27 protein-coding genes are annotated in these 25,949 nt (G+C 67.8%); 10 read left to right on the top strand and 17 right to left on the bottom strand.

The genetic code is table 11. From position 1 onward, the window contains the following. Window positions 1-5: 5 nt before the first annotated feature. Genes nirJ through HOP52_RS03645 form a run of 5 tightly spaced genes read right to left on the bottom strand, consistent with a single transcriptional unit; the run spans window position 6 to window position 3,212 of the window. Window positions 6-1,205, bottom strand: coding sequence for a heme d1 biosynthesis radical SAM protein NirJ (nirJ, locus tag HOP52_RS03665; RefSeq protein WP_238975909.1), 1,200 nt, complete (start codon window positions 1,203-1,205; stop codon window positions 6-8). 32 nt (window positions 1,206-1,237) lie between these two features. Then, window positions 1,238-1,771, bottom strand: a complete 534-nt coding sequence (ahbB, locus tag HOP52_RS03660) for a siroheme decarboxylase subunit beta (RefSeq protein WP_238975908.1) — start codon at window positions 1,769-1,771, stop codon at window positions 1,238-1,240. Beyond that, complete coding sequence (locus HOP52_RS03655) at window positions 1,746-2,228, bottom strand: Lrp/AsnC family transcriptional regulator (RefSeq protein ID WP_238975907.1); 483 nt, start codon at window positions 2,226-2,228, stop codon at window positions 1,746-1,748. The genes ahbB (HOP52_RS03660) and HOP52_RS03655 overlap by 26 nt, the downstream gene beginning before the upstream one ends. After that, the gene (gene ahbB, locus HOP52_RS03650; protein WP_238975906.1) at window positions 2,200-2,742 is read right to left on the bottom strand and encodes a siroheme decarboxylase subunit beta; all 543 of its coding nucleotides are present in this window, start codon (window positions 2,740-2,742) and stop codon (window positions 2,200-2,202) included. The genes HOP52_RS03655 and ahbB (HOP52_RS03650) overlap by 29 nt, the downstream gene beginning before the upstream one ends. Beyond that, window positions 2,739-3,212: an AsnC family transcriptional regulator gene (locus tag HOP52_RS03645; protein ID WP_238975905.1), complete on the bottom strand. Its 474-nt coding sequence runs from the start codon at window positions 3,210-3,212 to the stop codon at window positions 2,739-2,741. Before HOP52_RS03645 ends, ahbB (HOP52_RS03650) begins: the two co-directional genes overlap by 4 nt. Window positions 3,213-3,497: 285 nt before the next feature. On the opposite strand from HOP52_RS03645, the gene HOP52_RS03640 reads away from it, so the two are divergent. Then, window positions 3,498-3,857: a c-type cytochrome gene (locus HOP52_RS03640; protein ID WP_238975904.1), complete on the top strand. Its 360-nt coding sequence runs from the start codon at window positions 3,498-3,500 to the stop codon at window positions 3,855-3,857. A 14-nt stretch (window positions 3,858-3,871) separates the two neighbouring features. Then, entirely contained in the window at window positions 3,872-5,092 is a 1,221-nt protein-coding gene (locus HOP52_RS03635; protein ID WP_275298045.1) for a cytochrome D1 domain-containing protein, read from the top strand. Window positions 5,093-5,139: 47 nt separating this feature from the next. Here the strand turns inward: HOP52_RS03635 and HOP52_RS03630 are convergent, their stop codons facing one another. Next, window positions 5,140-5,571, bottom strand: a complete 432-nt coding sequence (locus HOP52_RS03630) for a globin (protein WP_238975903.1) — start codon at window positions 5,569-5,571, stop codon at window positions 5,140-5,142. 257 nt (window positions 5,572-5,828) lie between these two features. On the opposite strand from HOP52_RS03630, the gene ubiU reads away from it, so the two are divergent. From ubiU to HOP52_RS03600, 6 genes are all read left to right on the top strand, one after another. After that, window positions 5,829-6,824: a ubiquinone anaerobic biosynthesis protein UbiU gene (gene ubiU / locus HOP52_RS03625; protein ID WP_238975902.1), complete on the top strand. Its 996-nt coding sequence runs from the start codon at window positions 5,829-5,831 to the stop codon at window positions 6,822-6,824. A 9-nt stretch (window positions 6,825-6,833) separates the two neighbouring features. Beyond that, window positions 6,834-7,751 (top strand): U32 family peptidase, encoded by a 918-nt coding sequence (locus tag HOP52_RS03620; RefSeq protein WP_238975901.1) that lies wholly within the window; start codon window positions 6,834-6,836, stop codon window positions 7,749-7,751. A gap of 165 nt (window positions 7,752-7,916) precedes the next feature. Then, window positions 7,917-9,713, top strand: a complete 1,797-nt coding sequence (locus tag HOP52_RS03615) for a ribonucleoside triphosphate reductase (protein WP_275298044.1) — start codon at window positions 7,917-7,919, stop codon at window positions 9,711-9,713. A 38-nt stretch (window positions 9,714-9,751) separates the two neighbouring features. Continuing rightward, window positions 9,752-9,916, top strand: coding sequence for an anaerobic ribonucleoside-triphosphate reductase (gene nrdD, locus HOP52_RS03610; RefSeq protein WP_238975899.1), 165 nt, complete (start codon window positions 9,752-9,754; stop codon window positions 9,914-9,916). A gap of 55 nt (window positions 9,917-9,971) precedes the next feature. Then, complete coding sequence (locus tag HOP52_RS03605) at window positions 9,972-10,697, top strand: anaerobic ribonucleoside-triphosphate reductase activating protein (protein ID WP_238975898.1); 726 nt, start codon at window positions 9,972-9,974, stop codon at window positions 10,695-10,697. 113 nt (window positions 10,698-10,810) lie between these two features. Then, window positions 10,811-11,545, top strand: coding sequence for an anaerobic ribonucleoside-triphosphate reductase activating protein (locus HOP52_RS03600; RefSeq protein WP_238975897.1), 735 nt, complete (start codon window positions 10,811-10,813; stop codon window positions 11,543-11,545). Here the strand turns inward: HOP52_RS03600 and cdd are convergent. From cdd to HOP52_RS03570, 6 genes are all read right to left on the bottom strand, one after another. Beyond that, a complete protein-coding gene (cdd, locus tag HOP52_RS03595; RefSeq protein ID WP_238975896.1) occupies window positions 11,542-11,949 on the bottom strand; it encodes a cytidine deaminase in 408 nt (135 codons plus the stop codon). The genes HOP52_RS03600 and cdd overlap by 4 nt on opposite strands. After that, on the bottom strand, window positions 11,946-12,674 hold the full coding sequence (deoD, locus tag HOP52_RS03590; RefSeq protein ID WP_238975895.1) for a purine-nucleoside phosphorylase: 729 nt from the start codon (window positions 12,672-12,674) through the stop codon (window positions 11,946-11,948). Before deoD ends, cdd begins: the two co-directional genes overlap by 4 nt. Beyond that, on the bottom strand, window positions 12,674-13,906 hold the full coding sequence (locus HOP52_RS03585) for a phosphopentomutase (RefSeq protein WP_238975894.1): 1,233 nt from the start codon (window positions 13,904-13,906) through the stop codon (window positions 12,674-12,676). Before HOP52_RS03585 ends, deoD begins: the two co-directional genes overlap by 1 nt. Further along, window positions 13,903-15,243: a thymidine phosphorylase gene (gene deoA / locus HOP52_RS03580; protein WP_238975893.1), complete on the bottom strand. Its 1,341-nt coding sequence runs from the start codon at window positions 15,241-15,243 to the stop codon at window positions 13,903-13,905. The genes HOP52_RS03585 and deoA overlap by 4 nt, the downstream gene beginning before the upstream one ends. Next, entirely contained in the window at window positions 15,243-16,019 is a 777-nt protein-coding gene (gene deoC, locus HOP52_RS03575; protein ID WP_238975892.1) for a deoxyribose-phosphate aldolase, read from the bottom strand. Before deoC ends, deoA begins: the two co-directional genes overlap by 1 nt. Window positions 16,020-16,089: 70 nt before the next feature. Continuing rightward, a complete protein-coding gene (locus HOP52_RS03570; RefSeq protein WP_238975891.1) occupies window positions 16,090-17,364 on the bottom strand; it encodes a NupC/NupG family nucleoside CNT transporter in 1,275 nt (424 codons plus the stop codon). A 132-nt stretch (window positions 17,365-17,496) separates the two neighbouring features. Here HOP52_RS03570 and HOP52_RS03565 point away from each other — a divergent pair, with 132 nt between their 5' ends. Continuing rightward, the gene (locus tag HOP52_RS03565) at window positions 17,497-18,252 is read left to right on the top strand and encodes a DeoR/GlpR family DNA-binding transcription regulator (RefSeq protein WP_238975890.1); all 756 of its coding nucleotides are present in this window, start codon (window positions 17,497-17,499) and stop codon (window positions 18,250-18,252) included. Between the two features lie 75 nt (window positions 18,253-18,327). Here the strand turns inward: HOP52_RS03565 and HOP52_RS03560 are convergent, their stop codons facing one another. The 4 genes from HOP52_RS03560 to norR all read right to left on the bottom strand — a co-directional run bounded on the left by HOP52_RS03560 (window position 18,328) and on the right by norR (window position 23,615). Continuing rightward, entirely contained in the window at window positions 18,328-19,092 is a 765-nt protein-coding gene (locus HOP52_RS03560; RefSeq protein ID WP_238975889.1) for a ribonucleoside-diphosphate reductase, read from the bottom strand. 147 nt (window positions 19,093-19,239) lie between these two features. Continuing rightward, window positions 19,240-21,351, bottom strand: coding sequence for an adenosylcobalamin-dependent ribonucleoside-diphosphate reductase (locus tag HOP52_RS03555; RefSeq protein ID WP_238975888.1), 2,112 nt, complete (start codon window positions 21,349-21,351; stop codon window positions 19,240-19,242). Between the two features lie 35 nt (window positions 21,352-21,386). Continuing rightward, a complete protein-coding gene (gene ubiT / locus HOP52_RS03550) occupies window positions 21,387-21,869 on the bottom strand; it encodes a ubiquinone anaerobic biosynthesis accessory factor UbiT (protein ID WP_238975887.1) in 483 nt (160 codons plus the stop codon). Window positions 21,870-22,085: 216 nt separating this feature from the next. Continuing rightward, entirely contained in the window at window positions 22,086-23,615 is a 1,530-nt protein-coding gene (norR, locus tag HOP52_RS03545; protein ID WP_238975886.1) for a nitric oxide reductase transcriptional regulator NorR, read from the bottom strand. Between the two features lie 152 nt (window positions 23,616-23,767). On the opposite strand from norR, the gene ytfE reads away from it, so the two are divergent. Further along, on the top strand, window positions 23,768-24,421 hold the full coding sequence (gene ytfE / locus HOP52_RS03540; RefSeq protein WP_238975885.1) for an iron-sulfur cluster repair protein YtfE: 654 nt from the start codon (window positions 23,768-23,770) through the stop codon (window positions 24,419-24,421). Window positions 24,422-24,495: 74 nt separating this feature from the next. On the opposite strand, the gene hemN is transcribed toward ytfE, so the two are convergent. Then, complete coding sequence (gene hemN / locus HOP52_RS03535; RefSeq protein WP_238975884.1) at window positions 24,496-25,881, bottom strand: oxygen-independent coproporphyrinogen III oxidase; 1,386 nt, start codon at window positions 25,879-25,881, stop codon at window positions 24,496-24,498. Window positions 25,882-25,949 lie beyond the last annotated feature (68 nt).

Raw genomic sequence — 25,949 nt, 5'->3', positions numbered from 1 at the left:
ACGGTCTATAGCTCGATGCTCTGGATGGCATCGTAGGGGGCCGCCACGCGGCGCGCATGGTGCTCGTCGACGCCGATCTCCGCATTGCTGAGATAGCAGCCGGGATCCTCTTCCCAGGGATCGCCGCTGACCTTCCAGGCCCGCACCCGGGTGTTGCCGTTGCAGATCGGCAGAAAGCGGCACTCGCCGCAGCGCCCCTTGAGCGGCCGCGGACGCTTTCGAAAGCCAAGCATCAGCGGGTCCTGGGTGTCGCGCCAGATCGCGGAGAACGGCCGGTCGCGCACGTTGCCCAGGGTGTGATCCCACCAGAAGGTATCCGGGTGCACGTTGCCGAGGTTGTCGATGTTGGCGATGTTCTCGCCGGAGGCGTTGCCCCCCCAGTTGGTCAGCCGTTGTTCCAGCGCCTCGGCCTGTTCCGGGAAGTGTTCCCGGGCCCACATCAGCAGGAAGGGGCCATCGGCGTCATTGTTGCCGGTGACGTACTCGCGCTCGACGCCGCGGGCAAGCTCCGCCCGGCAGTGGTCGAACAGCCGGGTCATGGCGTCGCGGGTCATCTGGTGCCAGGCATCGTGCTTGCCGTGGCGATGGCCGCGCCCGCCGTAGTTGAGGTGCGATAGATAGAACTTGTCGACGTCGTGCTCATCGAGCAGCGCCAGGATGTCACCGAGCTGTTCGTAATTCTGCTGGGTCAGGGTGAAGCGCAGGCCCACCTTGATGCCGCGCTCCTTGCACAGCTTCACCGCGTGCATCGACTCGCGGAAGGCGCCCTGGCGCTGGCGGATCACGTCGTGGGTCTCCTCCAGGCCGTCGATGCTGATGCCCACGTAGTCGTAGCCGATATCGGCGATCTCATCGATATTGGACTCGTTGATCAGGGTGCCGTTGGTGGACAGGCCGGTATAGATGCCCAGCTCGCGCGCTCGGCGCGATAGCTCGAAGATATCCGGACGCATCAGCGGTTCGCCGCCGGAGAGGATCAGCGCCGGCACCCGGAAGCCCTGCAGGTCGTTGAGCACCGCATGGGCCTCGGCGTTGGAGAGTTCACCCTTGAAGTCGATGTCGGCCGAGGTGGTATAGCAGTGCTTGCAGGTGAGGTTGCAGCGGCGAATCAGGTTCCAGATCACCACCGGACCGGGCGGCTTGCGGGCCGGCGGCACCGGAGTGGGCTCGACCAGGGACTTGATGTAGCGGGTGACTCTGAACATGTCTAACTCCTCTTGCGGCAGGCCGGGGGGCCCTAGCGCTGCCTGTCGGACCGGCCCGCCAGACGCAGGCCGGTCTTCTTGAGAATGCGCGAGCTGTAGAGGATGCGGTGGTCCCGGCAGGCCGAGCCGAGTAGCTCGCGTAGCTCGTCGGCCTGGGCTTCCACTTCAGCGTGGGTCCGCCCGTGCAGCATGGCAAAGAGATTGTAGGGCCAGTCCGGCAGGTGGCGCGGACGTCGGTAGCAGTGGCTGACCCCGGGAAGTGCCGCCACGGCACGCCCCAGGCGCTCGATCTCGGCGTCGTCCACGTCCCACACCGTCATGCCGTTGGCCAGATAACCGAGCCGATAGTGGTTGGGCACGGCGGCGATGCGGCGGATGATGCCGCTCTCCTGCATGCGCTGCATGCGGACGCGCACTTCCTCGCCGGCAAGCCCCAGCGGCTCGCCCACGGCGCTCCAGGGGTCCGGCACCAGCGGCAGGCCCGCCTGGGTGGCCAGGATGATGGCCCGGTCTTGGGCATCCAGCGCGGCCGAGACCGACTCAGACGGGCAGGTGGAGACGGACATGGAATTCCTCCTGCTTGGGCATGTTGAAGACCGCCAGGCCGGTGGCCGTCTCGATCTCGGCGATCACCTCGGCGATACGCTCCGGCGTCTCGGTGGCCAGCACGAACCACATGTTGAGCGGGTGCTCGCGTCGGTAGTTGTGGGCCACCTCGGGGAAGGCGTTGACCGCCTCGGTGACGCGCTCGAAGTCCTCCTCGGGCACCGCCAGGGCCGCCAGGGTCAGGCCGCCGCCGAGGCGCTCGGCGTGGTACATGGGGCCGAAGCGGCTGAGCACCCCGCTCTCGCGCAGCCGGGCGAGCCGCTCGAGCAGCTCGCCCTCGCTGAGCGAAAGCTCATTGGCCACGGCGGCGAAGGGCGCCTCGACCAGCGGCAGGCCGTCCTGCAGGCGGTTGATGATGCGCCGGTCGGCGGCATCGAGCTCGGCCGGCTCAGGCCGGGTGGCAGGCTCGGCTGTCATGGGCGTCGTCCTCTCGGGTGTAGCGACCGCCGCGCTGCTTGTAGGCCTTGAGGCTGAACAGCACGCGGTGGGGAATGGCCTGCAGCGCCTGTCGCTCGACGATCTCGTCGAGCGACGCCAGCACCCTGTCGCGGCGGGTACCGTGGATCATGCAGAACAGGTTGTAGGGCCAGTCGGGCAGCCGGCGCGGGCGGCGATAGCACAGCGTCACCGCCGCTTCCCCGGCCAGGCGACGGCCCAGCTCGCCCACGGCGTCATCGGGCACGTCCCAGACCACCATGGCGTTGGCACGAATGCCCAGGGTATGGTGCTTGACCACCAGCCCCAGGCGCTTGATCAGGCCCGCCTGCTGCCAGCGCTGCACGCAGGCCATCACCTCCGCCTCACACATACCGCACTGCTCGGCCAGCCGCTGCCAGGGGCGCGCGGTGATCGGTAGGCCGCGCTCGAGCAGGGCGCGCAGGCGACGTTCGGCATCGGTGCAGGGGATCGGGTCGTGCGCTTCGCGGCTCATGCGCCCTCCAGCTCGGCCCAGGGAATGGGAAAGCCCAGATCGATATGGAAGCCTTCGAGCATCGGCAGGCGCAGCAGCGGCTCGCCCAGCTCGGCCTCCAGCGCATCGAGTCGGGCCTCGAGCTGCGCCTCGTCGGCGGCGGTCATCACGAACCACAGGTTGTAGCGATGCTCGCGGGCATAGTTGTGGTTGACCCCCGGGCAGCGGTTGATCACCGCGGCCGCGGCATCGCGCTGCTCGGGGGGGACCGCCACCGCCCCCAGCAGGCTGGCGCCGGCCCGGGCATGGTCGAAGACCGGCCCCACCCGGCTCAGCACCTCCAGCGACTGAAGGCGCTGCAGTCGCTCGACCACCTCCTCCTCGCTGACGCCCAGCCGTTCGGCCATGGCGGCATAGGGCCGCTCGCAGATCGGCAGGCCGCGCTGATAAGCGTCGATGAGGCAACGGTCTTGAGCATCCAGTGAAACCATGGGCAGCCACCCGGCGAGGTCGATGGAAAGCATGATGTTAAGGCGTATATTACATGCACCATCAAGCGCGAAAGCGGTGATCGGCGCTGGCGTTGACACAAGTCAAAAGAGGTATTTTCAATGGCCATTTTGCATTCGCGGCAGAGGGCAACTCGCCAGGGCATTGATATCCGTCAAAGCATCCGCTGATCGTCGGCGGGACACTGCCACTGGCCGTCCGCGACTAACCGTTCGCCGTGGCGCCGCCATCGCCCCAGTATTCCTACGCTTACGAGGCTCTCCCCCATGCCTATACCGGTCCTGATCTCACTGCTGCTGGGTATCCTGCTGTCGTCGACCCCCGCCCTGGCGGACAGCCAGCAAGACGATCTCGACCCAGCCCGCCAGGCGGAGCTCGAGACCCTGCTCTACCAGGACTGCGGCTCCTGTCACGGCATGACCCTGCGCGGCGGCCTCGGCCCAGCGCTGCCCCGCGACCGGATGCAGACCTTCAGCGTGGACGCCCTGAGCCATATCATCCTGCACGGCATCCCCGGCAGCGCCATGCCGGGCTGGAAGGCGCTGATCAGCGAGGCGGACGCCCGCTGGATCGCCGAGCACCTGCAGACCGACAACCCCCTCGACACACTGACATCGCAAGACTGATCAGGAGATCCCCGATGCCCCTACCCACTCCCCTCAAGACGCTGCTGGCGGCCGGCTGCCTGGCCCTGATGGTCGGGGCACCGGCCGCGGCCGACACCGCATCCAATGACCTGCCCGAGCTGCGCGGCACCGGCGATCTCGGGGTGATCATCGAGCGCGCCACCGGCAGCGTGGCGCTGGTCGACACCACCCGCAAGACGGTGCTCAAGCATATCGAGGGCTTCGGCGATCTTTCCCACGCCTCGGTCAAGTTCACCCGCGACGCCCGCTACGCCTTCGTCTTCGGCCGCGACGGCGGCCTGACCCGACTCGACCTGCTCACCGGCGAGATCGACGGGCGCATCATCCAGGGCGGCAACAGCATCGGCGGTGCCATCTCCCAGGACGGCCGCTTCGTCGCGGTGGGCAACTACGAGCCCGGCGGCGTCAAGGTCTTCGACACCGCGACCATGGAGCTGGTGATCGACGTGCCGGCCACCTATGAGAAAGCCGACGGCACCACCGACCAGGCCAAGGTGGTGGGCGTGGTGGACGTGCCGGGCAACATCTTCGTGTTCAGCCTGTTCGAGGCCGGCGAGATCTGGACCCTGGACATGTCCACCGAGGAGCCCGAGCTGACCAAGTACCCCGACGTGGGCAGCATGCCCTACGACGCCCTGATCACCGCCAACGGCCGCTACTATATTGCCGGGCTGTTCGGCGAGGACGGCATGGCCCTGCTCGACCTCTGGCACCCGGAGAACGGCGTCCAGCGTATCCTGCCCGACTACGGCCGCGGCGAGGAGCGCCTGCCGGTCTACAAGATGCCCCACCTGGAGGGCTGGGCCATGGCCGGCGACCAGGCTTTCTTCCCCGCCGTGGGCCGCAACGAGGTGCTGGTGGCCGACACCCGCGACTGGTCGCTGACTCAGCGCATCGAGGTCCACGGTCAGCCGATCTTCGTGATGAGCCGCCCCGACGAGCGGCAGGTCTGGGTCACCTTCGCCCACCCGCTCAACGACAAGGTGCAGGTGATCGACACCCGCACGCTGGAGATCATCGAAACCCTCGAGCCCGGCAAGTCGATCCTGCACAAGGAGTTCACCCCCCGCGGCGAACATATCTGGATCTCGGCCCGCGACAGCGACCAGGTGGTCGTCTACGACACCCGCACCTTCGAGGAGCTGGCCCGCCTGTCGGCCGAGTCGCCCAGCGGCATCTTCTTCACCCACCGCGCCCACCGCATCGGGCTTTAGACACGGCGGCGACCGACCAGGGTCGCCACCTGTCGGCCCCCTTCTCATTATGCTGGCTCTTCCCCGCCGCGATCGTAGTGGAAGGTCATGTAGACGATGCCCGGCGTCATCACCAGCCGCCAGGCCAGCTCGATATCGGCGTCGAACTGCTCGTCGAAGACGCGAGCCGTGTCGACCAGACAGTCGAGCCAGAGGTCGTAAAGCGCGGGGCGAATGTCGAGGTGCGCACGGCTGTGCAGGATCGCCACCTGATGTAGGTAGTAGTCGGCGTGGCTCGAGACGTAGAAGGCGAGCAGATGATAGAAGGCCTTCTTCAGCATGGACCGCTGACGCGGCATATCGGTGTGGCGAAACTTGACCGCCACCTCCGGCGAGGCGGCGATAAAGCGATCATAGAAGGCGCTAAAGAAATCCTGGTCGTCGACCTGGCGGTTGAGCACCCGCAGATAGCTGGCATCGAAGAGCCGCTCGATATCCATAGGGGCGCCCCCAGGGTGTCCGTATCTAAGAAAGCCTAGAACAGGCGCCAGACAAGCACAGCCACCCGCGACGCGAATGCCCCTTCCCATGATGTGGATCAAGCACACTCCATATCACCCTTTGCCGATGGCTATGGCTGCGGCAAGCGGCCTTTTCGGTGCCTCGGCAGGGGAATGCCGCCTGGCATGACCCGCATCAAAAGTTGTCGCGCGGTACTCGACTAGCATGGTCGGGTTTTCATCGCGAGGAGAGCGTCATGGAGCTCGTCTGTCCGGCCGGCAACCTGCCCGCCCTGAAGCGGGCCGTGGATGAGGGGGCCGATGCCGTCTACTTCGGCTTCCAGAACACCACCAATGCCCGCCAGTTCGCCGGCCTGAACTTCACCGACAAGCGCGCCCGGGAAGGCATCGACTACGCCCATGCCCGCGGCAAGCGTGTGTTCTGCGCCATCAACACCTACCCGCAGCCGGACGGCTGGGCGATGTGGACCCGCGCCGTGGACCAGGCCGCCGATCTCGGCGTCGACGCCCTGATCATGGCCGACATGGGCCTGCTCGACTACGCCGCACGCCGCCATCCCGATCTCGCCCGCCACCTCTCGGTGCAGGGCTCGGCGACGAGCCATGAGGCGCTGCGCTTCTACCATGACCAGTTCGGCATCAAGCGCGCCGTGCTGCCACGGGTGCTGTCGATCACCCAGGTGCGCGACCTGGCCAAGCAGAGCCCGGTGGAGCTCGAGGTGTTCGCCTTCGGCAGCCTGTGCATCATGGCCGAGGGGCGCTGCTACCTGTCGTCCTATCTCACCGGCGAATCCCCCAACACCCGCGGTGTCTGCTCGCCGGCCGCCCATGTGCGCTGGGAAGAAACCCCGCAGGGCCTGGAATCACGCCTCAACGGCGTGCTGATCGACCGCTACGCCGAGGGCGAGAACGCCGGCTATCCCACTCTCTGCAAGGGGCGCTTCGAGGTGGGGGGCGAGACCTACCACGCCATCGAGGAGCCCACCAGTCTCAATACCCTGGAGCTGCTGCCGGAACTCCAGGAGCTGGGCATTGCCGCGGTGAAGATCGAAGGCCGCCAGCGCAGCCCCGCCTATGTGTCCAAGGTGGCCGGGATCTGGCGCCAGGCGCTGGACCGCCTGGCGCACGCCCCGGGCCGCTTCCACACCGACCCCGCCTGGATGACCGGCCTCGGCGAGGTCTCGGAGGGCAGCACCACCACCCTGGGCGCCTACGAGCGCCGCTGGAAATAGGAGAGAGCCATGTCCACCCACGAGACCCTGCAGCTGTCACTGGGCCCGGTGCTCTTCTACTGGACCCGCGAGCACTATGCCGACTTCTATCGGGAGGCCGCCGACTGGCCCCTGGAGATCATTCACCTGGGCGAATCGGTCTGCTCCCGGCGCCGCGATATGAAGCTCGACGACTGGCTGGGCATCGGCCGCGAGCTGACCCAGAGCGGCAAGGAAGTGGTGCTGTCCAGCCAGACCCTGATCGAGTCCGAGGCCGACCTGCGCGACCTGCGCAAGCTGTGCGACAACGGCGAGTTCATCGTCGAAGCCAACGACCAGAGCGCCCTGCAGCGCCTCGCCGCCGCCGGCCTGCCCTTCGTGGCCGGCGCGGCACTCAACCTCTATAACCCCTCGTCGCTGGCCGTGATGGCGCGCGCCGGCATGCGGCGCTGGCAGGCCCCGGTGGAGATGTCGCGCACGGATCTCGCCCGGCTGCTGGCCGACTGCACCGCCGAAGGGCTCGATCACCCCTGCGAAGTGTTCGCCTACGGCCACCTGCCGTTGGCCTGGTCATCGCGCTGCTTCACGGCACGCCGCTACCAGAAGCCCAAGGATCGCTGCCAGTTCGTCTGCCAGAAGCACCCGGAGGGCCTGGCGCTGCGCTCCCAGGAGTCCAAGGAGGTGTTTACCCTCAACGGCATTCAGACCCTCTCCGGCGCCTGCCAGGACCTGCGCCACGAGGTCGACGACATGGCCGGGATGGGGGTGGGCGTGGCGCGGCTGAGCCCCCGCGCCGAGGGCATGGCCGAGGTGGTGGCGGCCTTCGATGCCGCACGCCGCGGCGAGCTGCCGGCCCCCGACCCGCTGGCGCTGGTCGAGGCCGAGGTCTGCGACGGCTACTGGCACGGCCGCCCCGGCATGGACAACACCCGCGCCGCCGCCGACTGAAGCCACCGGCACATCCCCCGCTGCCCGCTCCCGGGCCGCCTTCACAGCGGGCCCCGTCACTCGACGGGGCCCGCTGTCGTTGGTGCCGCCGATCCTGTTCGTCTCGCTATCCGGCCTTTTTCTGATCTGGATCATTTCCTCCCACCGCCTTAGCCACTAGCCTTCATGGCACAACATATAGTGCCTTATAGACAAACAGACGCCATATATAGGGAGATAGCGGTGAACACCCCCTCCAGTCACCAGGCCGGCAAGCGCCACGTCGAGGTCGCCGCGACGGTCAACGAATACCTGCAGCGCGCCGACTGGCGCGTCAATGCCAACGCCAACCAGGGCTACTCCCTGGGCGGGCTGATCCTCAACGCCTCGGGCAAGCTGATCGCCAACTACTGGCTCGACGAGGTCTACCCGGAGGCGGTCGGCACCGCCCACCGCGAGGGCGACCTGCATATCCACGACCTGGACATGCTCGGCGGCTACTGTGCCGGCTGGTCGCTGCGCACCCTGCTGATCGAGGGCTTCAACGGCGTGCCGGGACGCGCCGAGAGCGCCCCGCCCCGCCACCTTTCCAGCGCCCTGGGGCAGATGGTCAACTTCCTCGGCACCCTGCAGAATGAGTGGGCCGGCGCCCAGGCCTTCAGCTCCTTCGATACCTACCTGGCCCCCTATGTGCGCCGCGACGGGCTCGACTACCCGGCGGTGAAGCAGGCGGTGCAGGAGTTCATCTACAACCTCAACGTGCCCTCCCGCTGGGGCAGCCAGACCCCCTTCACCAACCTCACCTTCGACTGGGTGTGCCCGGCGGACCTGCGCGACCAGGTGCCGGTCATCGGCGGCGAGGAGCAGCCCTTCACCTACGGCGAGCTGCAGGCCGAGATGGAGCTTCTCAACCGCGCCTACCTGGAGGTGATGGAGTCCGGCGACCGCCAGGGGCGGGTATTCACCTTTCCGATTCCCACCTACAACATCACCCCCGATTTCGACTGGGAGAGCGACAACGCCGAGCGGCTCTTCGCCCTGACCGCCAAGTACGGCCTGCCCTACTTCCAGAACTTCCTCAACTCCGACCTGGAGCCGCACATGGTGCGCTCCATGTGCTGCCGGCTGCAGCTGGACCTCTCCGAGCTGCTCAAGCGCGGCAACGGGCTATTCGGCAGCGCCGAGCAGACCGGCTCGCTGGGCGTGGTGACGCTGAACTGCGCGCGGCTGGGCCATCGCTTCGCCGGCGACAGAACGGGCCTCTACGCCGAGCTGAACCGCCTGCTCGAGCTTGGCCGGGACAGCCTGGAGATCAAGCGCGAGCGCATCCAGCGGTGGATGGACGACGGCCTCTACCCTTACAGCCAGCGCTACCTGGGCACCCTGCGCAATCACTTCTCCACCCTGGGGGTGAACGGCCTCAACGAGATGGTGCGCAATTTCTCCGAGGACCGCTACGACATCGCCGATCCCGAAGGCCAGCAGCTGGCGCTGGAGCTGCTCGACCAGGTGCGCGAGCGGATGCGCGAGTTTCAGGAGACCACCGGCCATCTCTACAACCTGGAGGCGACGCCGGCGGAGGGCACCACCTACCGCTTCGCCAAGGAGGACCAGGCGCGCTACCCCGGCATTCTCCAGGCGGGCACGCCCGATGCCCCCTACTACACCAACTCCAGCCAGCTGCCGGTCGGGTTCACCGACGACCCCTTCGAGGCGCTGCTGCACCAGGACCCGCTGCAGACCCGCTACACCGGCGGCACCGTGTTGCACCTCTATATGCGCGAGAAGCTCTCCAGCCCAACGGCCTGCAAGAAGCTGGTGCGCACCGCCCTGTCGCGCTTTCGCCTGCCCTATATCACCGTGACCCCCACCTTCTCGATCTGCCCGGTACACGGCTATCTGGCCGGTGAACACGAGTTCTGCCCGAAGTGCGACGAAGCGCTTCTGGCCCAACGAGCCTGCCAGGCCGAGGCAACGGCCTGAGACCGGCTTGCCCCCTGCCACCTATCAAGGAGCACGATATGCATCAGATAGATACCGCCAGCCTGCCCACCGAACAGCGCCAGCGCTGCGAAGTCTGGACCCGGGTGATGGGCTATCACCGCCCGGTCAGCCAGTTCAACCGCGGCAAGCAGTCCGAACACCGCGAACGCCGCCACTTCAGCGAGCGCGCCGCCCGCGGCTGAGCCCCCCAGCACACCGCGCCCCGGCACCCCCGGGGCGCTTGCCCGGAATGCCCCGATGCCTCACCCCGAACCCGGCCGGCCGCGGCTGCCCGTGGCCGGCTTCACCCCCATGACCACCCTGGACTACCCCGACCACCTAGCCTGCGTGGTCTTCCTGCAGGGCTGCCCGCTGCGCTGCGGCTACTGCCACAATCCCCAGATGCTCGCCGCCCGGCGCGGCGAGCCGGCGGAGTGGCAAGGCGTCGCGGACTTCCTGGAGAGTCGTCGTGGCCTACTGGAGGCCGTGGTATTCAGCGGCGGCGAGCCGACGCTGCACGCCGAGCTGCCCGCCGCGGTCAAGCGGGCCAAGGCGCTCGGCTTCAAGGTCGGCCTGCATACGGCCGGCATCTACCCACAGCGCCTGCAGGCGCTGCTGCCCTGGCTCGACTGGGTAGGGCTGGACGTCAAGGGCCCGGCCGATGACATCGACCGGATCGTCGGACGCCGCGGCATGGCCGCCCCGCAGGAGCGCAGCCTGACACTGCTGATGAAGCACGGCATTGCCGTTGAGTGTCGCACCACGGTGCACTGGCGAGATTTCGACCTGGAACGCCTGCGTCGGCTGGCCCTGGATCTCGCCGAGCATGGCGCCACCCACTACGCGATCCAACTGGCCCGCACCGGGCAGTGCCTGGACGCCGACTACACCGCGCCGGTGCCAGGGGCCCCGACAACCGGCCAGGTGGAGGCGCTTATCAACGAACTGCGCCCCGCTTTTCGGAGGTTGACGCTACGTCAGTGAGCGCCGGCTAGGCAGCGGCCGAGCAGCGAAAGCACGCCTGCTTATGACGCCCGTCAAAGGGCGCCGGCGGCGACTCGACTAGCATGATGGCACCGCCCGCACACGAGCTCCCCATGCGCCTGGACGCCATCACCCTCCCCTCACCCCGCCTGCCCATTGCCGGGCTGACGGCTGCGAGCACCACGGCCTTTCCCGGCCGGCTCGCGGCGGTGGTCTACCTGCAGGGCTGTCCGCTGCGCTGCGGCTACTGCGAAACGGCGAGCACCATGGGTGAAGCGCGCCGCGCCGTGGCGGGCGAGTGGGAGGCCGTCGAGGCGCTGCTCGCCGCCCGGGCCGGCGACCTGGAGGCGGTGGTGTTCAGCGGCGGCGAGCCCACCCTGCACCCCGACCTGCCCGATGCCGCCCTGGCCTGCCGCGAGCTGGGGCTGGCGGTAGGCCTGCACACCGCCGGCCCCTACCCGGAACGCCTGGAGGCGCTGCTACCGCTGCTGGACTGGGTGGCCCTCGACGTCAAGGGGCGCGGCCGGGACTTCGACCGCATCGGCGGGCGCGCGGGGATCTGGCAGCGCCATGCCCGCAGCCTGGCGCTGCTGCTGGAGGGCGACACCGCCTTCGAGTGTCGCACCACGGTGCATTGGAAGGACTTCGACCTGGAGCGCCTGGAGGAGCTGGCGCTGACGCTGGCCGACTGCGGCGTCCGCCACTATGCGCTGCAGCTGGCGCGCCTGGAACAGTGCCAGGACCCCGATTACTGCCGGCCGGTCGCCGACGCCCCCGCCCGCGACGCCGTGGAGGCCCTGGTGCGCCGGCTGCGCCCGCATTTCACGCAGCTAGCGCTGCGCGGCTAAACCGCCAGGTTCTCCGGCCCGAAGGCATCCGGCAGGAGCTCTTCGATGGTGTAGCGCCTGAGCAGCCGCCCCCGGGCGTCCAGCACGTGGATGCGGGTCTCGCCGTCGGCAAACTCGCGGATACGCTGGCGACAGTCGCCACAGGGCGTGCACGGGTGATCGCCGGGGCCGATGACATAGACGTGACGCAGGCGCCGCTCGCCGGCGCTGGCCATGGCGGCGATGGCAGAGGCCTCGGCGCATAGCCCCTTGTAGTGGGCTACCTCGACGTTGGCGCCGAAGTAGCGTGCCCCGCTGGCGCTTTCCACCATGGCGCCCACCGGATGCTGCGAGTAGGGCGCGTAGGCGCGGCCGCGCACCGCGATCAATTCCGCGACGACACCCGGGCTCAGGACCTCGCTCATGCCGCCCTCCCTTTGTCGTCGCGCAGCACCGCTTCCAGCGCTACCTCGACCATCTCGTCGAAGGTGCTCTGACGCTCCTGGCTGCTCAGCGAGTCACCCTTGAGGATGTGGTCCGACACCGTGCAGATCGTCGCCGCCCGGGCGCCGAACTCGGCGGCCACGCCATAGAGGCCGGCGGCTTCCATCTCCACGCCGACGATGCCATAGCGCTTCATCAGCTCGAACAGCTCACCCTGGGGGTTATAGAACAGATCCGCCGAGAACAGATTGCCCACCTTCACCGGCACCCCCTGGGCTCGGGCGGCATCCACGGCGTGGCGGGTCAGCTCGAAGTCGGCGATGGCGGCGAAGTCGTGGCCCATGAAGCGGGTGCGGTTGACCCCGGAGTCAGTGCAGGCACCCAGTCCGATCACCACGTCGCGCACCGCCACGTCGTCGCGCACCGCGCCGCAGGAGCCGACCCGCACCAGCCGCCGCACGCCGTAATCGGTGATCAGCTCCTTGGCATAGATGGAGGCCGACGGAATGCCCATGCCGTGGCCCATTACCGAGATCTCTCGCCCACGATAGCGGCCGGTGTAGCCGAACATGTTGCGCACATCGGTGACCCGGCGCGCTCCTTCGAGGAAGGACTCGGCGATATGCTGGGCACGCAGCGGGTCGCCGGGCATCAGCACGGTATCGGCAAAATCACCCGGCTCCGCGTTGATATGGGGAGTGGCCATCAGTGTCCTCCTGTGTCGAGAAAGCTCGTGCCATCGTCCATGGGCGCGAGCCCGAAGTAGCTGGCCAGGGTCTGGCCGATGTCTGCGAAGGTATCGCGCCGACCAAGGCTGCCGGAGGCAAACCCCGCGCCCTGCGCCAGCACCGGCACATGCTCGCGGGTGTGGTCGGTGCCGTGCCAGGTGGGGTCGCAGCCGTGGTCGGCGGTGAGCACCAGCAGGTCGTCGTCACGCAGGCGAGCCAAGAGCTCGGGCAGCCGCACGTCGAAGGCCTCCAGCGCGGCGGCGTAGCCGGCCACGTCGCGGCGGTGGCCGTAGAGGGTGTCGAAGTCGACGAAATTGGTCATGATCAGCGAGCGCCCGCCGGCTTCCTCCAGCGCGGCCAGGGTGGCGTCCATCAGCGCAGCGTGGCCGCTGGCCTTGACCGTGCGCGTCACCCCGCAGTGGGCATAGATGTCGGCGATTTTGCCGATGGCGACTACCTCGCCGCCGTCGTCGGCGAGCTTCTGCAGCACCGTGGGCGCGGGGGGCTCGACGCTGTAGTCGCGCCGGTTGGCAGTGCGGGTGAAGTCCGCCGCGCTCTGGCCGACGAAGGGCCGCGCGATCACCCGACCGATGTTGTAGGGCTCGAGCAGCCGGCGAGCGGTCTCGCAGAGGGCGTAGAGTCGCTCCAGGCCGAACGCTTCCTCGTGGGCGGCGATCTGGAAGACCGAGTCGCCGGAGGTATAGACGATGGGCTTGCCGCTGGCCAGGTGCTCCTCACCCAGGCGGGCGATGATCTCGGTGCCCGAGGCGTGGCAGTTGCCCAGCACGCCAAGCAGCCCCGCCTCGCGGGTCAGTGCGTCTAGCAGCTCGGGCGGAAAGCTGTTCTCTCGATCGAGGAAATAGCCCCACTCGAAACGCACCGGCACGCCGGCGATTTCCCAATGGCCGGAGGGGGTGTCCTTGCCCGAAGAGATCTCCTGGGCATATCCGTAGGCAGCGGAGACCTCGGCCTCGGGTTCGCTCCCCGCGGCCCAACCGCCGGTGCTCTCGGCATGGGCGTGGAAAAGGCCCAGCCGGGTTAGATGGGGCAGCCTGAGCGGGCCGCTGCGCAGCCCGGTGTCGGCCTCACCGCGGGCACAGGCCGCCGCGATATGGCCCAGGGTATCGGCACCAGCATCGCCGAAGCGCTCGGCATCCGGGGCGGCACCGATCCCGAAGGAGTCGAGCACCAGCACGATGGCACGGGTCATGGGGCCTCCCGACGGATGGTGTCCTGGATCAGTGTAGGCGCAGCGACGCCCTCCTCGCCCACCTGAATGGCGGCCAGCAGCTGGGCGGCGGCACGGTCGGCGTCATCCTCGCGGCGGGCGTGGATCACCGCCAGCGGGCGCGTTGCATCGACCCGCTCGCCGATGGCGGCGACCCCGGCCAGGCCGACGGCGCTGTCAATGGCGTCGCTGGGCGACCGGCGTCCGCCGCCGAGCGCCACCACTGCGAGGCCCAGGGCGCGGGTATCCATGCGCTGTACCCGGCCGGGCCGCTCGGCGAAGACGGCACGCCTGACCGGTGCCTCGGGCAGATAGGCGCCGGGCCGCTCGAGCAGATCGGCGGGCCCACCCAGCCCAGTCACCATGCGCGCGAAGCGCTCGGCGGCGGCACCCGAGGCGAGCGCCCGGTCGAGCCGGCTACCCGCCTCATCGGCTGAGTCGGCCAACCGACCGGCCTGCAGCAGTTCGACGGCCAGCGCACGGGTCACCTCAAGCAGCCGGCCGCCGCTCTGCTCGCCGGTGAGCAGGCTGATCGCCTGGTGGACTTCGATGGCGTTACCGGCGCAGGGCGCCAATGGCTGGCTCATGTCGGTAAGTACCGCCGTGGTCGACGTGCCGGCCTGGCTTGCCACTTCGGCGATCGTCTCTGCCAGCTTCCGCGACTTTTCCGGCGTGGGCATAAAGGCGCCGCTGCCGGTCTTGACGTCCATCACCAGGGCATCGAGGCCGCAGGCCAGCTTCTTGCCGAGAATCGACGACACGATCAGCGGCAGCGACTCCACCGTGGCGGTGACATCGCGGATGGCGTAGAGCCGCCTGTCGGCCGGCGCCAGCTCGGCGGTCTGGCCGACAATCGCCACGCCCACTTCGCGCACCAGGGTACGAAAGCGCTCCCGCCTAGGAGCAATATCGTAGCCGGGGATCGCCTCGAGCTTGTCCAGGGTGCCGCCGGTGTGCCCCAAGCCGCGGCCAGAGACCATCGGAACGCAGCCGCCACAGGCAGCGATCCAGGGCCCCAGTACCAGTGAGACCAGGTCGCCCACACCGCCGGTGGAGTGCTTGTCGAGCACCGGTCCCGGCAGGTCGAGGCCAGCCCAGGTGAGAACCTCGCCGGAATCCCGGATCGCCTCTGTCAGGGCCAGGGTCTCGGCGGCATTCATGCCGTTGAGGTAGATCGCCATGGCCAGCGCGCCCACCTGGGCATCGGAGAGGCTGCCATCGCTGACGCCTCCCACCAGTTCGCGGATCGCTTCGACCGACAGCGCCTCGCCGTCGCGCTTGGCGCGGATCAGCTCCTGGGGCAGTGTCTGAGCGCCCATCAGTAGCCCCCCCTCGGCACCGCGCTGCCCGACTCCACGCCCAGCGTGATCAGCAGGTCATCGAGCAGCCCCGAGGCACCGAACCGAAAGTGCGCCGGGGTGATCCAGTCCGCGCCCATCAACCGCTCGGCCAGCTGCAGGTAGGCCTGGGCCTCTGCCGCGGTACGCACCCCGCCGGCGGCCTTGAAACCGACCTCCTTGCCACTGTCACGGATCACCTGGAGCATTATCTCGGCGGCTTCGAGGGTTGCATTGACCTCGACCTTGCCGGTGGAGGTCTTGAGGAAATCGGCCCCGCCTTCGATGGCCAGCTCGCTGGCACGACGGATCAGGGATGGGGCGGCGAGCTCACCGCTCTCCAGGATTACCTTGAGAGTGGCGCTACCGCAGGCCTGTCGGCAGGCCTCGACCAGCGCTACCCCCACCGCTTCATTGCCGGCCATCAGTGCCCGATAGGGAAACACGACGTCCACCTCATCGGCACCCGAGGCCACGGCGGCCCGCGTCTGCCGGGCGGCCGCCATGATATCGTCACCGCCATGGGGAAAGTTGGTCACCGTAGCGATCTTGACGATATCGTTGAGCCGATAGGCCGTCAGGGCGCGCCTGGCGGCCACCACGAAGGCGGGATAAACGCATACCGCCGCCGGCGTCCCGACGGGCGTCTGAGCCCGCTGGCAAAGCGCCTCGATGGCGGCATCGGTGTCATCGTCGTTGAGGCTGGTCAGGTCCATCAGCGCCAGTGCCTGGCGTGCGGCTCGCTGCAGATCGGTCATGGTGCGGATCATCCGTAAAACAAGGAAATGGCAGGGGGCCTCGTCAGCCCCCTCGCGTCACGGTAACAGCTCAGCTCATGCCGCCCAGCGCCAGGAAGAAGCCGGCCAGAGCGGCCGACATCAGGTTGGAGAGGGTGCCGGCCAGCACCGCCTTGAGGCCGAAGCGGGCGATGTCGTGGCGGCGGCTCGGGGCGATGCTGCCCAGGCCACCGAGCAGAATGGCGATCGAGGAGAGATTGGCAAAGCCGCACAGCGCGAACGACAGGATCGCCATGGTATGGGGTGTCATCGCCTGGCCGGTGGCGGCCACCAGCTGACTGCCGTCGAGATAGGGGGCCAGGTTGATATAGGCGACGAACTCGTTGACCACCAGCTTCTGGCCGATAAACGAGCCGGCCAGGGTCGCCTCTTCCCAGGGTACACCGAGCAGGAAGGCTAGCGGCGCGAACAGCCAGCCGAGAATCAGCTCCAGGCTGAGCGCCTCCATGCCAACCCAGCCCCCCAGGCCGCCGAGGATGCCGTTGATCAGCGCGATCAGGCCGATGAAGGCGATCAGCATGGCCCCCACGTTGGCGGCCAGCTTGAGGCCCGAGGTGGCCCCGGCCGCCGCCGCGTCGAGCACGTTGGTGGGGTGGTCCTCCTCCTCTTCCAGACGCGCCTCGGCCTCGGAGATACTATCCTCGGGCGCCTGGGTTTCGGGCATGATCAGCTTGGCGAACAGCAGCCCGCCCGGTGCGGCCATGAAGGAGGCCGCCACCAGGTACTCCATGGGAATCCCCAGCGCCGCATAGCCCGCCAGCACCGCCCCGGCCACCGAGGCCAGGCCACCGCACATCACGGCAAACAGCTGCGAGGGCGTCATGCGGGCGATGAAGGGGCGCACCACCAGCGGTGCCTCGGTCTGGCCGACGAAGATATTGGCGGTGGCCGAGAGCGACTCGGTGCGCGAGGTGCCCAGCGCCTTCTGCAGGGCCCCGCCGATGATGCGGATCACCCACTGCATGATGCCGATGTAGTAGAGCACGGCGATCAGCGACGAGAAGAAAACGATCACCGGCAGCACCTTGATCGCGAAGACGAAGCCGATGTTCTCGACATCGGCCAGACCGCCGAAGAGAAAGTCGATGCCGTCGTTGGCATAGAGCACCACCTGACTGACGCCGGCGGAGATCGTCGCCAGCACCGCCTGACCGAAGGGCACGTAGAGCACGAAGGCGCCGATACCCGCCTGGATGGCGAAGGCACCACCTACGGTGCGAAAACGGATTGCCTTGCGGTCGCTGGAAACGAGAAGGGCAATGGCGATAAGGGTCACCATCCCGACGAGGCTCATGATGAGAGTCATGGGGCACCTTGCGTATCGTTGTTGTAGAGGGGAGAGGCCAACAGCCTGGAGTGAAAAATATAACATTCCCTGTTATTTTTCTAACATTTTTTGATCCCGGTGATCCGCCGGAACCTTGAGGGAGAACGCGGCATGAACCAGCGCCGAACCGAGCGGCTGACCCGCTTGAAGGAGACCCTGGCCGGAGGGGGCACCATTCACCTCTCGGAAGCGGCAAGGCTATGCGGCGTTTCCGAGATGACCGTGCGCCGCGACCTGGCGGCCAGCGATGGTGCCATCATTCTGCTAGGCGGCAGGCTGGTCGAGGCCGACAATCCCCGCTATGCACCGGCCTATGACCTGGACGAGCAGCAGGACAGCCAGCGCAACGCCAAGCGTCGGCTGTGCCAACGAGCGGCGGAGTTCATAGAACCCGGGGACACCCTGTTCATCGACTGCGGCACCACGCTGATGCCGCTGAGCGGTTGTCTGGCTGAACTCGACGGGCTGACGGTGGTGACCTACGCCCTCAACGTGGCCAATGCGGTGAGCGCCCTGCCGGGAGTGCGCCTGGTGCTGCTCGGTGGGCTCTACCATGGCGTCTCCCAGACCTTCGCCGACAACGCCATGAGCGAAGCCATCCGCCGGCTGGGCATCAACCGCGCCTTTCTCTCGGCGGCCGGCGTACACAGCATGCGGGGGGTGAGCTGCTTTCACTTCCACGAGGTCGCGCCCAAGCAGGCCGCCATCGCCTGCGCTGCCCAGCGCCTGCTGGTGGTGGACGAAAGCAAGCTGGGGGTGATTCGTCCCGCCTACTTCGCCGCGCTGTCAGACTTCGACGTGGTCATCACCGACGGCGACCTGGGTCTGTCACCGGATACAGGCGGCCCCAGGATCGTCACTGCCTGACCGGCGTCTCACATGATGAAGCCGGGCGATGCCCGGCTTCATAGGTTCAGCTTTCTGAGCTAGCACAGGCAGTGCCTAACCACACTTGGACCAGCCACAGCCCGCGTAGCAGGTGGGGCAGCCATCCATCATGATCAGCTCGCCGCGACACTCGGGGCAGTGGCCGACCACGGTGGGGCCGTCGCCCTTGTCGCTGGCCGCGTCGCCGCCGATGGCCGAGACGGCGCCGCTGGGCGCGGCCTCTTCCTCGTGGGCCGGCGGCTGCCAGGGGTGGCCGTGGGTCAGGCGGTGGGCATAGCGGCTGACCAGCTCCTCCACCGGCACCTGGTTGCCATCCTGGTCGAGGAAGCCGCGGCGGTAGAGGATCTGCTGGATCGACCAGGCGATGGCCGCCACCTCGGAGTCGTGGAACATCGGCTTGCCCCAGCGGTTCATGCCGCAGCGCACCAGGCCCTTGTCCCAGGCCACCTTGCGCAGGTCGGCCACCGCCTGGGTGACATAGCCGCCGCGGGCGGCCAGCGACAGGCTGCGCATGGTGGCGGTGATCCACTGGTGCTCGCTGGAGAGCTGGCCGGAGGGGAAGAAGAACTCCACCGGGCGCTCGATCACCACCCGCTTGCCGTCCAGCACGCCCTCCACGGGCATGAAGGAGACCAGCAGGTAGACCTTCTTGCGACCCTCGGCGCCCACGTAGGAGATCTTCTCGGAGACCGCCTCCAGGGTGCCCTCGGGGCGCGAGGGAATGCGCACCGTGAGCGGGTTCTCATCGGCCAGGGGGGCCTCCTCCACCGCCTTCTTGACGCTGTAGGAGACGATCTTGGATTTGATTTCGACGGCCATCAGGCGGCTCCTCTGGAAAGTTGTGCGTTGACGCTCAAGTGACGGCGACCCACGGCCGTCACGAGCGAAGGCGAGGCAAGGCGCAGGATTTCGAGGAAGCGGAGTTTACGAGCCACCTCCCCCTCGGCGAGCGCAGTAGGTCGTGGCTTACCACTTGCCATAGGTGCCTTCCTTCAGCGCGTCATAGAGGTTCGCCGCATTGTGCTCCTCGCCGTCATAGATCACCTTCTCGTCGCCCGCGAGCTCCACCGTCTCGCCATTCTCCAGTTCGAAGACGTAGGTGGTGTTCTTGAGGTCGTCCTCGCGCACCAGCACGCCCTGGAAGGCTTCCGGGTTGAAGCGGAAGGTGGTGCAGCCCTTGAGCTTGCTCTCGTAGGCGTCCAGGTAGAGGTCCTGGAACGACTCGAAGGGGAACTCGGTGGGCACGTTGACCGTCTTGGAGATCGCCGAGTCGACCCACACCTGGGCGGCGGCCTGCACCGCCACGTGCTGCTTGGGCGTCACCGCATCGGCGGTGACGAAGTAGTCCGGCAGGTCGCTCTCCACGGCGTCGGCGGCGATGAAGTGGCGATAGGCGGCCAGCTCGAAGGAGCACACCTCGACCTGCTCCTTGGTCTTCTTGCCCGCCTGGATGACGTTGCGGAAGTAGCGGTGCGAGAACGACGGCTCGATGCCGTTCGACGCATTGTTGCCCAGCGACAGGGAGATGGTCCCGGTGGGGGCAATCGAGCTGTGGTGGGTGAAGCGCGCACCGTGCTCGGCCAGCGCCGCCACCAGCTCCGGCTCCACCTCGGCGATCTTCTGCATGTAGCGGCTGTAGCGGGCGTGCAGGATGCGGCCGGGCACCTTGTCGCCGATCTCGTAGCCGTCCTTGGCGAGTTCCGGGCGCTCGCGCAGCATCTTGGGCGTGATCTCGAAGTCCTCGGCCAGCACCGGCGCCATGCCCTTCTCGCGGGAGAGCTCCAGCGCCTGCTTCCAGCCCTCGAGGGCCAGGTTGCGGCTCACCTCCTCGGTGAAGGCCAGCGACTCGGCGGAGCCGTAGGGAATCTTGAGCATGGTCAGGGTCGAGCCCAGGCCCAGAAAGCCCATGCCGTGGCGGCGCTTGGCCTCGATCTCGCGGCGCTGGCCCTCCAGCGGCAGGCTGCTGATCTCCACCACGTTGTCGAGCATGCGGGTGAAGATCGCCACCACCTTGCGATAGCGCTCCCAGTCGAAGCGCGGCTTCTTACCGAAGGGGTCGATGACGAAGCGGGTCAGGTTCACCGAGCCCAGCAGGCAGGCGCCCTCCGGCGGCAACGGCTGTTCACCGCAGGGATTGGTCGCGCGGATCTCCTCGCAGAACCAGTTGTTGTTCATGCGGTTGACCTGGTCGATCAGGATGAAGCCCGGCTCGGCGAAGTCGTAGGTGGAGCGCATGATGGTGTCCCACAGCTCGCGCGCCTTGATCACCTCAACGACGCGGCAGGCCACGCGGCCCTCGTCGTCCACGGTGTAGCCGTCCTCGATCACCGGCCAGTCCCGGTAGATCAGGTCCTCGGGCTTGACGTCGTCCTTCTCGCCGGCGTGCAGCGGGAAGGCCAGTGGCCAGTCGGCGTCGTTCTTCACCGCTTCCACGAACTCGTCGGTGATCAGCAGCGAGAGGTTGAACTGGCGCAGCCGGCCCGCCTCGCGCTTGGCCTCGATGAAGGCGCGCACGTCGGGGTGGCCGACGTCGAAGGTGCCCATCTGGGCGCCGCGGCGCCCGCCCGCCGAGGCCACCGTGAAGCACATCTTGTCGTAGATATCCATGAACGCCAGGGGGCCGTTGGTGCCGGCCCCGGCGCCGAACACGAAGGCGCCCTTGTGGCGCAGGGTGGAGAACTCGTAGCCGATGCCGCAGCCGGCCTTGAGGGTCATGCCGGCGTCCACCACGGAGTCGAGGATGTCGTGCATCGAATCGCGGATGGTGCGCGACACCGTGCAGTTGATCAGGCTCACCGCCGGCTTGTAGTCCTCGGCGCCGGCGTTGGACATGATGCGCCCCGCCGGGATGGCGCCGTTCTCCAGCGCCCAGCGAAACTTGGGCAGCCACTCATCGGCCTTACCGCCCTCCACCGCCGCCAGGGCGCGGGCCACCCGCTCCCAGGTGGCCGCCACGTCCTTGTCCACGGCGCGCCCGTGACGATCCTTGAGACGATACTTGGCGTCCCAGATGTCGCGGGAGGGCACCTGCAGCGGCACCTCGTTGGATGACTTGACGGCCTTGGTGGATGTGCTCATGTAGGGCTCCGGCAGTTCCTTGGATAGGGGCAGGGTCAATCGTCGCGGCGCGCCATGCGCTCCAGGCGTGTCAGCCAGTCGCCGAGCCGTCCCTGGGCCAGGCCCTCCTCGCGGCTGTCGAGGAGGTTCTTGACCATCAGGCCGAGCTCGGTATCACCCTCGATCAGCAGCCGGCGCTGGAAGAACAGCGCATCGGGATCCTCGCGGCGCGTGGCCAGGCACAGGAACTCCCGCCAGCCGCCGCGGATGGTGGCCTCGCCGGCCTCGCGGGTGAGCACCAGGCGCTGGTCCTCGAGGCTCAGCGTCAGCACCACCCCGAGGTCTTCCACGTTGAGGGTGATACGCCGCCCCTCCAGGGCGTCGAACTCGCCCTCGGCGAGAGGCTCGGCGAAGGTGCGGTTGAGCACCGGCTCGACCACGCGCTTCTTGATCGGCAGGGGCACCCGGGGGTCAATGGCGCGAATCAGTTGGGTCGGGGCGGGCGGACGCGGCAGGAATGACAACGGCAACAGGGACATCGCTACTCTCCATGGAATCGAGCCTGTGGAATCGCATGCGGCCACGATAGGCCGTCGAACCGATCATCCTAGGCGCGATACCGGCCGCCTGCACTGATATGCGTCAAGCTCATGCCACTGCCCCGACCGGGGCCTGCGTACCATATATAGACCAGATTCGATGATCAAGCACCATATCTGGATAAAAATTTGCTTTTCCCTCTTGCTTTCCGGTAACTATTTGATCCCCAAGCGGCGCGCAAGTTTATGCAGATTGCTGGGATCGACGGCCAGCCGCCGGGCCGCTTCCGCCCAGCGTCCCTCGCTGGCGCTCAGCGCCTGGCGGATGGCGTGCCGCTGGGCCTGGTCGACCTGCGCGCGCAGCGGCGGCGCCTTCGCGGGTGGCTCCGAATCACTGGCCACCGCCGGCGCCTGGCGTGCCGCACCGGCGGCGACCGGCAGGTCTAGCCCCGCCGCCGCCAGGGTCACGATATCGTCGCGGCGCGCCCCCTGGCTCAGGGCCTTGATCGCTGCCCGGCTGATGACATGCTCGAGCTCGCGCACATTGCCCGGCCAGGCGTAGGCGAGCAGCGCCACCTCGGCGTCCGCCGAAAGCCGCAGGCTGCGCACGCCGAGCCGGGCCCGGTTGATCTCCAGGAAGTGGCCGGCCAGTACCAGGATATCGCCGCCGCGCTCGCGCAGCGGCGGAATCACCACAGGGTAGACCGAGAGGCGATGATAGAGGTCGGCACGAAAGTGGCCGTCGCGCACGCTATCGGCCAGGTGGCGATTGGTGGCGGCGATGATGCGCACGTCGACGCGCCGCGGGGTGTCCTCGCCCAGGCGCTGCACCTCGCCGTTCTGAAGCGCGCGCAGCAGCTTGGCCTGGATGCTCGAGGGCAGCTCGCCCACTTCGTCGAGAAACAGGGTGCCGCCGTCGGCGGCCTCGAAGCGTCCGGCCCGGTCGGCGCTAGCCCCGGAGAAGGCCCCCTTCACATGCCCGAACAGCTCGCTTTCCGCCAGCGACTCGGGCAGCGCCGCGCAGTTGACCTGCACCAGGGGCGCCTCGCCCCGGGACGAGCGCCGGTGCAGGCGCCGGGCGAAGAGCTCCTTGCCGACCCCGGTCTCACCGCTGAGCAGTACCGGCAGGTCGGACTCCGCCACCACGTCCAACTCGCCGAGCAGCCGCTGCAGCACCGGGCTATGGCCGAGGATCTCGCCTCCCTCGCCGGGCTCGACCGCTACCACCTGGCCGTGGTTCGCCATGCGCAGCGCCCGCAGGTCCTGCTCCAGGCGCGTCACCCGCACCGCCGCCTCGATCAGCAGCGCATAGCGTGCCAGCGCCTCGCAAGCGGCCTCATCGAAGGTACCCGCCACCAGCGCATCCAGGGTCAGCACGCCCCAGGGCTCGCCCTCGACGTGCAGGCTGATGCCCATGCAGTCGTGGACGTGCAGCGGCTCACCCGGCCGCTGCTCCACCAGGCCGTCGTAGGGGTCAGGCAGCGTCGAGTCCGGCGGAAAGAGGGTGGTGCGCCGGCTGGTGAGAATGGTCGCCAGGCGCGGATGGCGGGCCACCTCGAAGCGCCGTCCCAGCGCCTCGCGCACCAGGCCGTCCACCGCGACCGGCGCCAGCACACCATCGCGAAGCCGCAGCAGGCAGACCGCTCCGCAGCGAAAGCCCTCTCGCAGGGTACGTACCAGCCGCTGCAGCCGCACGGCGCTGGGCAGGTCGGCGGCCAGGTCCGCCAGCAGGGTGTCGCTCAACACGGTAAAAATCACCTCATAAGGTCAATACAACCCGACTTCATCGCGGTCATTATAACCCCATCCGGCACGACTTCCTTGATAGTCAACGAATTAGAGCCTGGCACGCGTCTTGCTTATCCAACAGGCAACCGCTCACCTTGGAGGAGTCCACCATGACCCTGCTGGAACAATCCGTCGGCCGCATCGCCCTGTCGCTGCCCGGCGCCACGCGCGTCTTCCACGCCCACAGCATCGACTTCTGCTGCGGCGGCAAACTCACCCTACGCGACGCAGCCGAGCGCGCCGGCCTGGATGCCAACAAGCTGGTCGACGCTCTGCAGGCCCTGCCGGCCGGCAGCCCCGACGAGCGCGACTGGCGCGAGGCCAGCAACGCCGAGCTGATCGACCATATCCTGACCCGCTACCACGACGTCCACCGCCAGCAGCTGCCGGAGCTGATCCGCATGGCCCGCCGGGTCGAGCAGGTGCACGGGGAACGCGACACCTGCCCCAACGGCCTGGCCGACCTGCTGACGGTCATCTACCAAGCGATGGAGAGCCATATGCAGAAGGAGGAGCAGATCCTCTTCCCGATGCTGCGCAACGGCATGGCCGCCCAGGCCCAGGGACCGATCGCGGTGATGCGCCACGAGCATGACGACCACGGCGAGAACCTCGAGCAGGTGATGGCGCTGACCGACGACATCACCCCGCCCAAGGGGGCCTGCACCACCTGGCGCGCCCTCTACACCGGGCTCAACGAATTCCGCGAGGACCTGATGCAGCACATTCACCTGGAGAACAACCTGCTGTTCGAGCGAACCTGAAGCGCCGCCTCTTCCCCGCCCACGAAAACGGCGCCCCGCGGGGCGCCGTTTTCGTGTGGTCCCACCACAGGCCGTCACACCGTACGCGAGTAGCGGTTCTCCTCAGGCTTGAGGTAGGCGTCGAAGGCCATGGCCATGTTGCGCATCATCAGCCGCCCGGTCGGCAGCACCTCGATATCGCCGTCGCGGATGGCGAGCAGGCCGTCATCCTGCATTTCCGCCAGCTGCGCCAGGGCGTCGGCGAAGTAGTCCCGGAAGGCGATCCCATGGCGCGCCTCGATGTCGGCGAAGTCGACCCGGCCGTGGCACATCAGGGCGTTGATCACGTCGCGACGCAAGCGGTCGTCGTCGTTGAGCCGGTAGCCGCGCATCACCGGCAGCCGGCCGGCCTCGAGCCGCGCCTGATACTGGGCGGTCTCCTTGACGTTCTGGCTGTAGCTATCGCCCACCTTGCCGATGGAGGTGTTGCCGAGCCCGATCATGTCGCAGTCGGCGTGGGTGGAATAGCCCTGGAAGTTGCGCTGCAGAGTGCCATTCTCCCGGGCCAGGCTGAGCTCGTCCTCGGGCAGGGCGAAGTGGTCCATGCCGATATAGACGTAGCCGGCCTCAGTGAGGCGCCGGATGGTCAGCTCGAGTAGCTCCATCTTGCGCTCCGGGGGCGGCATGTCCTCGGGACGGATCAGCCGCTGGGCCTTGAACAGGTCCGGCAGGTGCGCATAGCTGTAGGTGGCGATGCGGTCCGGGCGCAGGGCGATGATCTTGTCCAGGGTGGCATCGAAGCTGGCCACGGTCTGCAGCGGCAGGCCGTAGATCAGATCGACGCTGACCGAGGCGAAGCCGGCCTCGCGGGCCGCCTGGACCAGCTCGACCACCTGCTCCTCGCTCTGGATGCGATTGACCGCCGCCTGGACATCGGCATCGAAGTCCTGCACGCCGAAGCTCAGGCGGTTGAAGCCGAGCGCATGCAGCTCATGAATCTGCCCCGGGGTCACGGTACGCGGGTCCACCTCCAGGGAGAACTCGCGCTCGGCGGGCGGCGCGAAGTGGAAGGCGTCGTCCAGGGCCGCCATCAGCTCGCCCAGCTGCGCGTTGGTCAGGTAGGTGGGCGTGCCGCCACCCAGGTGCAGCTGGGTCATCCGACGCGAGTCGTCGAACAGCGCGCCCTGGACCTCGACCTCCCGCTTCAGCCAGGTGAGGTATTCGGCGGCGCGCTCGGTGTTGTGGGTGATGATCTTGTTACAGGCGCAGTAGTAGCACAGGCTCTTGCAGAACGGGATATGCACGTAGACCGACAGCGGCTTGGGCGAGGCGGCGCGGTTGCTGCGCTCAGCGGCGGCGCGATAGTCGTCCTCGGCGAAGGCCGTATGGAACTGCGGCGCAGTGGGATAGGAGGTATAGCGCGGCCCCGGGCGGTCGTACTTCTCCACCAGGGGGCGATTGAACAGCAGCGTGTCTTGCATGATCGGAAACAGCCTCTTGAGAAGGGGGCATGGAGCTGGCCATCGCCTCATGCCGTCAGTATGCCATC

Origin of the sequence: Billgrantia campisalis, assembly GCF_022341425.1 — a bacterium.
Taxonomy (GTDB): domain Bacteria; phylum Pseudomonadota; class Gammaproteobacteria; order Pseudomonadales; family Halomonadaceae; genus Halomonas; species Halomonas campisalis.
This window is presented reverse-complemented; position numbering and strand designations above follow the sequence as displayed.